General features: G+C 54.3%; 10 protein-coding genes. 4 read left to right on the forward strand and 6 right to left on the reverse strand.

What is annotated here, in order from left to right:
- Window positions 1-78: 78 nt before the first annotated feature.
- The 5 genes from hslU to priA form a co-directional block, all read right to left on the reverse strand.
- Entirely contained in the window at window positions 79-1,413 is a 1,335-nt protein-coding gene (hslU, locus tag ACQZQY_RS05510) for an HslU--HslV peptidase ATPase subunit (RefSeq protein ID WP_431296738.1), read from the reverse strand.
- Between the two features lie 12 nt (window positions 1,414-1,425).
- Window positions 1,426-1,956: an ATP-dependent protease subunit HslV gene (gene hslV, locus ACQZQY_RS05515; RefSeq protein WP_056774599.1), complete on the reverse strand. Its 531-nt coding sequence runs from the start codon at window positions 1,954-1,956 to the stop codon at window positions 1,426-1,428.
- A 115-nt stretch (window positions 1,957-2,071) separates the two neighbouring features.
- Window positions 2,072-3,025, reverse strand: coding sequence for a cell division protein FtsN (gene ftsN / locus ACQZQY_RS05520; protein WP_431296739.1), 954 nt, complete (start codon window positions 3,023-3,025; stop codon window positions 2,072-2,074).
- A 102-nt stretch (window positions 3,026-3,127) separates the two neighbouring features.
- Window positions 3,128-4,156 carry a DNA-binding transcriptional regulator CytR gene (gene cytR, locus ACQZQY_RS05525; RefSeq protein ID WP_056774605.1) on the reverse strand — a complete coding sequence of 343 codons (1,029 nt, stop codon included), beginning with the start codon at window positions 4,154-4,156 and terminating at the stop codon, window positions 3,128-3,130.
- A 194-nt stretch (window positions 4,157-4,350) separates the two neighbouring features.
- Complete coding sequence (gene priA / locus ACQZQY_RS05530) at window positions 4,351-6,546, reverse strand: primosomal protein N' (RefSeq protein ID WP_056774608.1); 2,196 nt, start codon at window positions 6,544-6,546, stop codon at window positions 4,351-4,353.
- A 202-nt stretch (window positions 6,547-6,748) separates the two neighbouring features.
- Between priA and rpmE the strand changes: the two genes are divergently transcribed.
- Window positions 6,749-6,961, forward strand: coding sequence for a 50S ribosomal protein L31 (gene rpmE, locus ACQZQY_RS05535; RefSeq protein ID WP_072158085.1), 213 nt, complete (start codon window positions 6,749-6,751; stop codon window positions 6,959-6,961).
- 168 nt (window positions 6,962-7,129) lie between these two features.
- Here rpmE and metJ read toward each other — a convergent pair whose 3' ends face one another.
- Window positions 7,130-7,447, reverse strand: coding sequence for a met regulon transcriptional regulator MetJ (metJ, locus tag ACQZQY_RS05540; RefSeq protein WP_004392248.1), 318 nt, complete (start codon window positions 7,445-7,447; stop codon window positions 7,130-7,132).
- A 339-nt stretch (window positions 7,448-7,786) separates the two neighbouring features.
- Between metJ and metB the strand changes: the two genes are divergently transcribed.
- The 3 genes from metB to metF all read left to right on the forward strand — a co-directional run bounded on the left by metB (window position 7,787) and on the right by metF (window position 12,541).
- Window positions 7,787-8,947, forward strand: coding sequence for a cystathionine gamma-synthase (gene metB, locus ACQZQY_RS05545; RefSeq protein ID WP_217203029.1), 1,161 nt, complete (start codon window positions 7,787-7,789; stop codon window positions 8,945-8,947).
- 2 nt (window positions 8,948-8,949) lie between these two features.
- A complete protein-coding gene (locus tag ACQZQY_RS05550; protein ID WP_056774613.1) occupies window positions 8,950-11,385 on the forward strand; it encodes a bifunctional aspartate kinase/homoserine dehydrogenase II in 2,436 nt (811 codons plus the stop codon).
- A 247-nt stretch (window positions 11,386-11,632) separates the two neighbouring features.
- Entirely contained in the window at window positions 11,633-12,541 is a 909-nt protein-coding gene (metF, locus tag ACQZQY_RS05555) for a methylenetetrahydrofolate reductase (RefSeq protein WP_056774615.1), read from the forward strand.
- Window positions 12,542-12,596 lie beyond the last annotated feature (55 nt).

The following is a 12,596-nucleotide window of genomic DNA, read 5'->3' on the forward strand; positions in this document are numbered from 1 at the left end:
ACAAGTCAGTCCGAAATCTAAAAAAAATCAGGGAGGCAAACGCCTCCCTGAAGATCACTTTCGGAACGTATGAGCAAATTATAAGATAAAACGGCTCAGATCTTCATCAGCTACCAGCTGATCAAGGTGGCTCCTAACATAATCTGCATCAATGTTTATGGAAATACCGTTGCTTTCGCTCGCGTCGTAAGAGATATCTTCCATCAGACGCTCAAGAACCGTATGCAAACGACGGGCACCAATGTTTTCGGTGGTTTCGTTGACCTGCCATGCGGCTTCGGCGATACGGCGGATACCGTCAGCGGTGAAATCAATGGTGACGCCTTCGGTCGCCATCAATGCTTTGTACTGATGAGTCAGCGAAGCACTCGGTTCGGTCAGAATGCGTTCGAAGTCTTCAGTCGACAGCGCCTGCAGTTCAACACGAATAGGCAGACGCCCCTGCAGTTCAGGGATCAAATCTGACGGGCTGGCGGTCTGGAACGCACCGGAAGCGATAAACAGGATGTGATCTGTTTTCACCATGCCGTGTTTGGTAGAGACTGTGCAGCCTTCCACCAGCGGCAGCAGGTCGCGCTGCACACCTTCGCGGGAAACATCCGGGCCGGAGCTCTGGCCGCCGCGTTTACAGATTTTGTCGATCTCATCGATAAACACAATACCGTGCTGCTCGACGGCTTCGATCGCCTGTTCTTTCAGATCTTCCGGATTCACCAGTTTTGCCGCTTCTTCTTCAACCAACAGCTTGTAGGCTTCTTTGATTTTCAGTTTGCGCGGTTTTTGTTTCTGCCCGGCCATGTTCTGGAACATGGACTGAAGCTGGTTCGTCATCTCTTCCATGCCCGGCGGGGACATGATTTCCACGCCCACAGGACCGGAAGCCAGACTGATTTCAATTTCTTTGTCGTCGAGCTGGCCTTCACGCAGTTTTTTGCGGAAATTCTGGCGCGCGGCAGAAGGTTCCTGGGCTTCGTCTGCCTGGCCCCAGTTGTTTTTCGCCGGCGGGATCAGCACATCCAGAATACGTTCTTCGGCCAGTTCTTCGGCGCGGAAACGGTTCTTTTCGATGGATTGCAGGCGCACCATTTTCACGGCGGAGTCGGTTAAATCGCGGATAATAGAATCCACTTCTTTACCGACATAACCGACCTCGGTGAATTTGGTCGCTTCGACTTTGATGAACGGTGCGTTCGCCAGTTTCGCCAGACGGCGGGCGATTTCGGTTTTACCCACACCGGTCGGACCGATCATCAGAATGTTTTTCGGGGTGACTTCATGGCGCAGCGCTTCGTCGAGCTGCATGCGACGCCAGCGGTTACGCAGGGCAATGGCCACGGCACGTTTCGCTTTGTCCTGGCCAATGATGTAGCTGTCTAGTTCGCTGACGATCTCGCGCGGGGTCATCTCAGACATAATTTTCGATCCTTACGCTTTAGAAGACAATTCTTCGATGGTGTGGAATTGGTTGGTGTAGATGCAGATGTCACCGGCGATACTCAGCGATTTTTCCACGATGTCGCGGGCGCCCAGCTCTGAATTTTCCAGCAGTGCGCGGGCTGCTGCCTGTGCATACGGGCCACCGGAACCAATGGCGATCAGATCGTTTTCTGGCTGAATAACATCACCGTTGCCGCTGATGATAAGCGACGCGTTTTCATCAGCGACGGCCAGCAGCGCTTCGAGACGGCGCAGCATACGGTCGGTACGCCAGTCTTTCGCCAGTTCTACGGCCGCTTTCACCAGATGACCCTGATGCATTTCCAGCTTGCGCTCGAACAGCTCAAATAGCGTGAACGCATCCGCTGTACCGCCAGCAAAGCCCGCGATCACTTTATCGTTATACAGGCGACGTACTTTTTTGACGTTGCCCTTCATGACGGTATTTCCCAATGTGGCCTGGCCATCACCACCGATAACGACCTTGCCGTTGCGGCGTACACTTACAATTGTTGTCACGAGCGGTTCCTCGTTGCAGACGGGAAAGATCCCCGCAGGCTTGTGGGACACGCTGGGTGTCTCACAAGCTTACGAGGCATATTGAAAATATAGATTGGGGAAGGATTACGGGTTTTCAACCCCCGGTTGCGAGGGGAATGCAACCGGAGATGCCTGCGTTCTTCAGGCGGGCTAAGGTGCTGTCGGCACCGGAACGATTGTTATAAGGGCCGATCACCACACGATTCCAGCCACCGCCGGTCGTTATACGGCCTTCAAAACCTTCAAAGGCCAGCTTCGCACGCTGAGATTCTGCCTGCTCGGTGCCGTGGAAAGAACCGCACTGAACCATAAAGCGCTGGGTCTTTTCCTGCTCTTTAGGTTTCTCCGGCGTCACCTGTGTGATGGCGGCCGGTTGCTGTGTTTTAGGCTGTTCTTTCACGATTTCTTTCGGCACAGGTTTAGGTTTCTGCTGTACCGGTTGTGTCTGAGCCTGAGCCTGCGGTGCGCGTACTGGCTGCGTTTGCGGCGTGTACGCAGGTTGTTGCTGAACCTGGCGCGGCTGAGTCTGCACCGGCTGTTGCTGTGCATAGGTCGGTTGCTGCTGCTGTTGCTGAACCTGACGCTGCGCAGGTGCCGTCGGCGTACGCGTGACCTGATTTGGATCGTTATACGGCACTTCAGACAGCTGTGTCGGCGTCTGGCGCATATCGGCCTGCATTTGCTCGAGCAACTGGCGCTGTTCCGGCGTCAGCTGAGTTTTGGATTCCACCTGACCACCCGCCGTCGGTTCTGTCGGCGTGGTCACACCCATCTGGCGGTTTTCCAGTTCTTTAATATAACGCCAGCGTTCTTCAGGCTTAGGAGGCAATCCGTTACCCGGACGGACAGGATGCGTTGGCACCACGACCGCTTCTTCATGCTTATTGTGAGCAATAAAATAGAGGCCACCGACAAACACCACCAGCACCGCAACGGCTAACACCACCATGGTTTTGGAGATCGTTGTGGAATTGCGTTTTTTACTCCGGCTGGTACTTTTCCGCCGCGCTCCTGAGCGCCCACGGCTTACATAGTCTTTCTGTGCCACTATCGTTTCGCTGTGTCGTGATGATTAAAGAAGAAGTGCGTCATGTTACTTAACCCTGAACATTTACTGAAATTAAAACTTCATGGTGGGATAAAAAATGACTCACGCTTTGGGCGCCGCAGTACTTTCACGCACGATGAGTTCGCTGTCGAGCAGCAGTGAACCGTTTTGTACCGGATTTCCCTGCAACTGCTCGAGTAATAATAACATGGCCTGACGACCCAGCTGGAACCTTGGCTGCGCCACGGTGGTCAGCGGAGGATCGGTGAACTGGCTGGCCTTGATGTCATCGAAGCCGACAATCGACAGATCTTGCGGAATACGCAGCCCCATTTTCTTTGCCTGGAACATGGCGCCAATCGCCATCACGTCGTTGTGACAGAAAATCGCCGTCGGCGGTGTCGGCAGTGACATCAGCTCTGTCAGCGCCAGCGCGCCTGATTCATAGCTGAAATCACCATGAACGGTCAGAGCGCTCTCGACGCTCATGCCATTACGACGCAGCGCCTGAATATAACCTTGTGAACGGTACTGGCACAGCGGCATATGTTTCGGCCCGGCGATACAGGCAATTCGCTGATGACCCAGCTTCAGAAGATAATGTACGGCTTCAAATGCGGCAGTCAGGTTATCAATGTGAACAGTCGGCAGTTCAAGTTCCGGGGCAAATTCATTGGCCATCACCATCGGAGGCAAATTTCGCTGTTCTTCTTTACTGGCATCGAAAGGTAAATCCGAGCCGAGCAGCAGCATGCCGTCAATTTGTTTGGTGATGATCAGATTGATAAAGGTTTTTTCTTGCTGGTTCTGGTGAGCGCAATCGCCGATCAGCACCAGATAGCCACTTTGCGCGGCGGTGCGTTCGATCCCCTGGATCAAATCTGCAAAAAACGGATCGCAGATGTCCGGGACGATCACCAGAATTGTGCGTGATTCATTACGTTTTAAATTGCGCGACATGGCATGGGGCGAATAGCCCACGGCCATGACGGCCTGATCCACTTTCTGACGGGTGGAAGCGGAAACTTTTTCCGGATTCATTAACGCGCGGGATACCGTTGCTGTTGAAACGCCTGCCTGTTCAGCCACATCTTTCATTGTCGCGGCGGGTAATTCTTTCTTGTGCTCCAACGCATCTCTCCTTGCAACTGCATCAAACGGACACGACAACATCAACATTCCTCACCTGCTACCCCTGCGTGCTGTGTAGCTCATCACATTCTAAACAGAATGTGAGTAGGATTTGTTACCTAATTTGCATTAAAAGTGTGATGCAGATGCTTTTTTTCGATCCACCCCGCAGAAAAACCGGGGCTACATGCGGATTAGCTGTCAATCGGATCCACATCCAGCGTCCATTTCACTTTTCTGGCCTGAGGAAGGCTGGCGATAAGTGGCTGAGAACTCTTGATCAGATGCTGTAAAACCCGGCGGGAAGGGTGCTGCAATAACAGCTGCCAGCGGAAGCGTCCGTTACGTTTGGCGGCAAGCGCCGGAACCGGCCCCAAAATCCATAGCGAATCATCTTTCAGGGGGCTGGATTCCAGAAGATTACGTAACTGCTGGAGGAACAGCGCCGATTGCTGATTATCATGATCTTCAGAGCGAATCAGAATATGGCTGGTATAAGGCGGCAGGAAGACGCTTTTGCGCTCAGCAAGCGTCTGCCTGGCAAATTCGTCGTAGCCTTTTTGCAACAGAACCTGCAACAGCGGGTGTTCAGGATGATGAGTTTGCAGCACTACTTCGCCCTGTTTACCGGCGCGGCCTGCGCGTCCTGAAACCTGCGTATAGAGCTGGGCAAATCGCTCGGCAGAACGGAAATCCGCTGAGAACAGCGCGCCGTCGACGTCTAATAAAGACACCAGTGTGACGTCCGGGAAGTGATGCCCTTTCGCCAGCATTTGCGTACCGATAAGAATACGTGCACCGCCGCGATGGATTTCATTCAGATGCAGTTCCAGCGAGCCTTTACGGCTGGTGGTATCGCGGTCGATACGGGTGATGGGCGTATCGGGAAAGAGCGGGGCCAGCTCATTTTCCAGCTGTTCCGTACCGACGCCCACCGAAACCAATTGCGTCGAGCCGCAGTGCGGGCACTGGTGCGGCACCGCACGCTGGCTGTCGCAATGGTGGCAGCGTAACTGCCGCTGGTTCTGGTGGATCGTGTAATAGTGGTCGCAGCGCTGACATTCGGCAATCCAGCCGCATTCATGGCACAGCAGCGCTGGCGCATAGCCACGGCGATTGAGAAACAGCATCACCTGATTATCGGCTTTCAGATGTTCATGCATCTTTTGGATCAGCGGCTGCGATAACCCGACTTTCAGCTGCATTCCTTTCAGATCGAGCAAATTCTGGCGGGCGAGTTTGGCGTTACCGGCACGTTTGGTCAGTTTCAGCTGGCGATATTTCCCCAACTCGACGTTGTGCAACGTTTCCAGCGCCGGTGTGGCCGAGCCCATGATAATCGGAATATTTTCGGCATGGGCACGATAGACCGCCAGGTCACGGGCGTGATAGCGCCAGCCCTCCTGCTGCTTATAAGAGCTGTCGTGTTCTTCATCAATAATGATCACCCCGAGGCGGGCGAAAGGCGTAAATAAAGAAGAACGCGTGCCGATGACGATCCCCGCTTCACCGTTACGTGCACGCAGCCAGACGGCAAGACGTTCGCTGTCATTGAGGCCGGAATGCAGGACATCAACCGGCGCACTGAAACGCTCCCTGAAGCGGGCAATAGTCTGCGGCGTCAGGCCGATTTCCGGCACCATCACCAGCGCCTGCCGACCCTGTTCGAGAATATTTTCCAGCACGCTGAGATACACTTCGGTTTTGCCCGAACCCGTCACCCCGGCCAGCAGCCAGGCGGAAAACTGCTGATCTTCGCTGCGGATAGCACCGACGGCAGTGGCCTGCTCGGTGTTAAGCCGCAAACGCTCGCCCACGACCGAGAAATCTTTGCGCCAGTCCGCTGCATCGGGCGCGATACTGCGTAAATCGGTCAGCCCTTTGGCGCGCAATGCCTGCAATGCGGTATCCGTGAGATCAAGATCGGCGACCTGATGGCGATACACCGGCTTTTGCATCAGCGCGGCCATCGCCTGTTGCTGCTTCGGCGCACGTTTCAGGCTGTCGAGCGGGGTCGCGCGGCCTTGTTCAGTGGCAAACCACTGCCACAACGGCGTCAGTTCAGCGGGTTTTCCCTGGCGCAATAATACCGGCAGCGCGTGGAACAGCACTTCACCAATCGGAAAATGGTAATAGTCGGCAGCCCAGAACAGAATGCGCCACAAGTCGGGAGTAAAGAGGCTGGTACGGTCGAGGACCTCACGCACCGGTTTCAGCTTCTCCAGGCCAAACTCGCTGGAATCGCTGATCTTCGTGACAATGCCAATTGCATCGCGTTTACCAAAAGGCACACTGACCCGGCAACCCTGCGTGACCTGCATGTCGGGCGGCAATAAATAATCAAAAGTACGGGCAAGCGGAACAGGTAAAGCAACGTGGGCAACAGGCATCGGGGGTCCAGACTTTAAAAAAATGACGAGATAGTGTACACTGAGTCCTTCGAAATGCATGAACATGATTGCGCGGTTCTCAGAGATTCTGTATGATTCGCCGCCTTTGGTGCATTTCGTACTCAAAGCCTATCATCCACTACGCGTGGTGTCTGACGGAACAGGGTTGGATAGCGACGCGGCCTTAAGAAGAGGTTTTCCCATGAAACAAGGTATTCACCCTAAATACGTAGAAATTACTGCAAACTGCTCATGCGGTAATGTTATCAAAACTCACTCAACTGTGGGTCACGATCTGAACCTGGACGTTTGTGGCGAATGTCACCCGTTCTACACTGGTAAGCAACGTGAAGTCGCTACCGGTGGCCGTGTTGACCGCTTCAACAAGCGTTTCAGCATGCCAAGCAGCAAGTAATATTGCTGGCTTGAGAGCAAAAAAAGGCGCCGATGGCGCCTTTTTTGTTGCCTGCAGTTTCACTTCCCGCCAGACAAATCTTCCAGATCACGACTCAGCGTTAATCATCACAGACACTGAAACCCGCACAATCGTCCGCACGGGCATGTTCAGCAGCACTCAGCGCTATCAATATTCCCAGGTATCAGGATCCACACCCAGTTCACGCATCAGGATCTTCGCCGCTTCCGGGATTTCGTCACTGCGTTCTTTACGCAGGTCTTCGTCATTCGGTAAAGGCTGACCGGTAAAGGCGTGCAGGAAAGCCTCGCACAATAATTCACTGTTGGTCGCGTGACGCAGGTTATTCACCTGGCGACGAGTGCGTTCATCGGTGAGGATTTTGAGGACTTTCAGCGGAATGGATACCGTAATTTTCTTAACTTGTTCGCTTTTCTTACCGTGTTCAGCGTAAGGGCTGACATATTCGCCGTTCCACTCAGCCATGGGACACCTTAAATTTATCAAAAAATAAAATTCTGAAAACCCGGTGATTATGCCCGATTTTCACTGTTCTCACTAAATAAATGTCCGTATTTAACAGGGTTATCTCACGATTTTCCCCGTGGCATTCTTTATTTTGTCGCCTGACGCAGGGCCGTGACCGGTTACCTGTGCGTCCGGGATCGGCCAGACATTCGCATAACGCCATAATTTTAGCGGGTATTGCTCTGTTGCTCAATCTATACGCAAAGAAGTTTAGATGTCCAGATGTATTGACGTCTATAACTCCGGGCGTTACTCTTTGTCATCTCACCCTTCGCACATCGCAGGAAGAAAAAGACTATGACGCACAAGCAAGCCACCATTGCCGTGGGCAGTGGCCTGAACAATGATCAGCAATATGGTTGTGTAGTTCCGCCAATCTCGCTTTCCAGCACCTACAACTTTGAAGATTTCAATCAGCCAAGGGCCCACGATTATTCACGCCGCGGTAATCCGACGCGTGATATTGCGCAGCGTGCGCTGGCCGATCTGGAAGGCGGTGCGGGCGCGGTACTGACCAGCAGTGGCATGTCTGCGATTCATCTGGTGTGTACGGTCTTTTTGAAACCCGGCGATTTACTGCTGGCCCCGCACGATTGCTACGGCGGCAGTTACCGTTTGTTTGACAGCCTGAGCAAGCGCGGCGCGTATCGCGTGCTGTTTGTCGATCAGGGCGATCCGCAGGCGCTGGCTGACGCGCTGAAGGAAAAACCGGCGCTGGTGCTGATCGAGTCGCCAAGCAATCCGCTGTTGCGTGTGGTGGATATCGAGGCTATTTGCGCCGCATCGCACGCAGCGGGTGCGTTAACGGTGGTGGATAACACCTTCCTCAGCCCGGCGTTACAGAACCCGTTGCAGCTTGGCGCGGATTTAGTCGTCCATTCTTGTACTAAATATCTTAACGGGCATTCTGATGTGGTCGCCGGTACGGTAATATCTAAGACCGCTGAACATGCAACTGAACTGGCCTGGTGGGCGAATAACATCGGCGTGACGGCAGCGGCCTTCGACAGTTATCTGTTGTTGCGTGGCCTGCGTACCTTAACGGTGCGCGTGAAGCAGCAGCAGGAAAATGCGCTGGCGATTGTTGCCTATTTACAGAAGCAAACGCAGGTCAAAAAGCTGTATCATCCGTCGCTGCCGGAAAACCAGGGGCATGATATTGCCCGCCGTCAGCAACGCGGTTTTGGTGCCATGATCAGTTTTGAATTTAACGGTGATGAGGCGCAGCTGCGTCATTTCCTGAAAGAATTGAAGTTATTTACCCTCGCAGAATCCTTGGGAGGTGTCGAAAGCCTGATTTCTCATACCGCAACCATGACGCACGCGGGTATGGCGCCCGAAGCGCGTAAAGCCGCCGGGATTTCTGACAGCTTGCTCCGAATTTCTGTAGGTCTTGAAGACAGTGAAGATTTGATTGCTGATCTGGAACACGCATTCCAGTCAGTGGCAACGAGGTAAGTATGAATGCAATAGCGGTCGCAGCACCGGCGGGAAGCCGGCAGTTGCACAAATTTGGTGGCAGCAGTCTGGCCGACGTGAAATGTTATCTGCGCGTCGCAGGCATTATGGCCGAATACGCCAAACCGGGCGACATGATGGTTGTCTCGGCGGCGGGCAGCACCACTAACCAGCTGATCAGCTGGCTGAAGCTTAGCCAGACCGACAGGATTTCCGCGCATCAGGTCCAGCAGACGTTGCGCCGTTATCAGAGTGATTTGATTTCCGGCCTGCTGCCGCCGGAAATGGCCGAGCCGCTTATTGCTTCATTTATTCACGATCTCGAACGTCTGGCCGTGCTGCTCGACGGCAAGATCACCGATGCGATTTATGCCGAAGTGGTCGGCCACGGTGAAATCTGGTCTGCCCGACTGATGTCTGCGGTCTTGTGCAAACTCGAATTACCGGCAGCCTGGCTGGACGCGCGCGAATTCCTGCGTGCCGAACGCGCCGCGCAACCGCAGGTGGATGAAGGCCGTTCTTATCCGCTGCTGCAACAGCTTCTTGCACAACATCCTCAGCAATATCTGGTGGTCACCGGTTTTATCTCGCGTAATGACGCGGGGGAAACCGTGCTGCTTGGCCGTAACGGCAGCGACTATTCCGCCACACAGATCGGTGCACTGGCCGATGCCAGCCGCGTGACCATCTGGAGTGACGTCGCCGGTGTGTACAGTGCTGACCCGCGTAAGGTCAAAGATGCCTGTCTGCTGCCGTTGCTGCGTCTGGACGAAGCCAGCGAACTGGCGCGACTGGCCGCTCCGGTACTCCATACCCGCACTTTGCAGCCCGTTTCCGGCAGTGATATCGATTTGCAGCTGCGTTGCAGCTACCAGCCTGAGCAGGGCTCGACGCGTATTGAACGCGTGCTGGCGTCCGGCACCGGCGCAAAGATTGTCACCAGCCATGATGATATTTGCCTTATCGAAGTAGCGATCCCTTCCGGTCATGATTTTGGTCTGGCGCACAAAGACGTCGAGCTGTTGCTCAAGCGTGCGCAGGTCAAGCCATTGTGTACCGGTGTGCATCCCGACCGTAATTTACTGCAACTGTGCTACACCTCCGAAGTGGCGGGCAGTGCATTGCAGGTGCTGGAAGAGGCGGCACTTCCGGGGCGTCTGACGCTGCGGGAAGGGCTGGCGCTGGTGGCGCTGGTCGGTGCGGGCGTGTGTAAAAATCCGCTGCACAGCCATCGTTTCTATCAGGAAATGAAAGATCAGCCGGTCGAATTTATCTGGCAGGCCGAAGACGGCATCAGCCTGGTGGCTGTTCTGCGCGTCGGTCCGACGGCGCACCTGATTCAGGGGCTGCACAAAACGCTGTTCCGCGCTGAAAAACAAATCGGTCTGATGCTGTTTGGTAAAGGCAATATCGGTTCGCGCTGGCTGGAGCTGTTTGCCCGTGAGCAAAAGAACATTTCCGCGCGCAGCGGTTTTGAATTTGTGCTGGCCGGTGTGGTGGACAGTAAACGCAGCCTGCTCAATTACGAAGGTCTGGACGCCAGTCGCGCGCTGGCCTTCTTTGATGACGAATCTCAGGCGCACGACGAAGAGTCGCTGTTCCTGTGGATGCGTGCGCACCCTTATGACGATCTGGTGGTGCTGGATGTGACAGCCAGTGCTGAACTGGCGGATCAGTATCTCGATTTCGCCAGCTACGGTTTCCACGTGATCAGCGCCAATAAGCTGGCGGGTGCGTCTGACAGCAATAAATACCGTCAGATCCGTGATGCGTTTTCCAAAACTGACAGCCATTGGTTGTACAACGCCACCGTCGGCGCGGGTTTACCGGTCAACCATACGGTGCGTGATTTACGCGAAAGCGGCGACAGTATTCTGGCGATCAGCGGCATTTTCTCCGGCACCTTATCCTGGTTGTTCCTGCAATTTGACGGCACGTTGCCTTTCACTGAACTGGTGGATTTGGCGTGGCAGCAGGGGCTGACCGAGCCGGATCCGCGCGATGATTTATCCGGGCAGGACGTCATGCGCAAGCTGGTAATTCTGGCGCGTGAGGCGGGATATGACATCGAGCCGACGCAGGTTCGCGTTGAATCTCTGGTCCCGGCAGACTGTGCCACCGGCTCGGTCGATCAGTTCTTTGAAGATGGCGAGGCGCTGAATCAGCAGATGTTGCAGCGTCTGGAAGCCGCCCGTGAAATGGGGCTGGTGCTGCGCTACGTGGCGCGTTTCGATGCTAACGGCAAAGCACGCGTCGGCGTTGAAGCCGTGCGTGAAGACCATCCGCTGGCGTCTCTGCTGCCGTGCGATAACGTCTTTGCCATCGAAAGCCGCTGGTATCGCGACAATCCTCTGGTCATCCGCGGGCCGGGTGCCGGGCGTGATGTTACCGCAGGTGCGTTACAGTCAGACCTTAACCGCCTGACGCAACTTCTGTAATCCTTTGCTGCTTCCCCTCTCTGGAGGGGAAGCAGTGAAAAACCTCTACTTTTCCTCATCTTCCCCACAGCACCTTTTCACCAAAGTGAAATTCTTTCAGTTTGCGTGAAGATTAATCATCCTCTGCCATCATTTTAACGTTGACACCTTGTCCGCTTTCCGTCATTTTCTATCTACACGTTTAGACGTCCAAACGTCTATCATAACGAACCATAATAAAAACGCAGTGATCCATGAGGTAGTGTTTATGAGCTTTTTCCACGCAAACCAGCGCGAAGCGCTGAATCAAAACCTGGCAGAGTTGCAGGGTCAGATTAACGTCTCTTTCGAATTTTTCCCGCCACGAACCAGCGAGATGGAAGACACGTTGTGGAGCTCAATCGACCGCCTGAGCAGCCTCAAACCTAAGTTCGTTTCGGTGACTTACGGGGCAAACTCCGGTGAGCGCGACCGTACGCACAGCATCATCAAAGGCATTAAAGAACGTACCGGTCTGGAAGCGGCGCCGCACCTGACCTGTATTGATGCCAGCCGTGATGAACTGCGTCAGATTGCGCAGGATTACTGGCAGAGCGGTATCCGCCATATTGTGGCGCTGCGTGGGGATTTACCTGCTGGCGGCGGCAAGCCGGACATGTACGCGACCGATCTGGTGCATTTGCTGAAAGAAGTCGGCGACTTTGATATCTCCGTGGCGGCTTATCCGGAAGTGCATCCCGAAGCCAAAAACGCGCAGTCTGATTTGATTAACCTGAAACGTAAAATTGACGCCGGTGCAAACCGCGCCATTACCCAGTTCTTTTTCGACGTGGAAAGTTACCTGCGTTTTCGCGACCGCTGCGCCGGGCAGGGCATTGATGTGGAGATCGTGCCGGGCATCCTGCCGGTTTCCAACTTCAAACAGCTGACCCGCTTTGCCACCATGACCAACGTGCGCGTGCCTCACTGGATGAACAGCATGTTTGAAGGGCTGGATGACGATGCCGAAACCCGCAAAATGGTCGGCGCGAATATCGCGATGGACATGGTAAAAATCCTCAGCCGCGAAGGGGTGAAAGACTTCCACTTCTATACCCTGAACCGTGCAGAAATGAGTTACGCGATTTGTCATACGCTGGGTGTGCGCCCTGAAGTGGCCGTACCGGTTCGCGCTTAATCTTTTTGCCCTGAACTGAATACAAAAAACCCGCGAATTCGCGGGTTTTTGCTTT

It is taken from the genome of Rahnella sp. PAMC25559, assembly GCF_050632365.1.
Classification (GTDB): domain Bacteria; phylum Pseudomonadota; class Gammaproteobacteria; order Enterobacterales; family Enterobacteriaceae; genus Rahnella; species Rahnella rivi.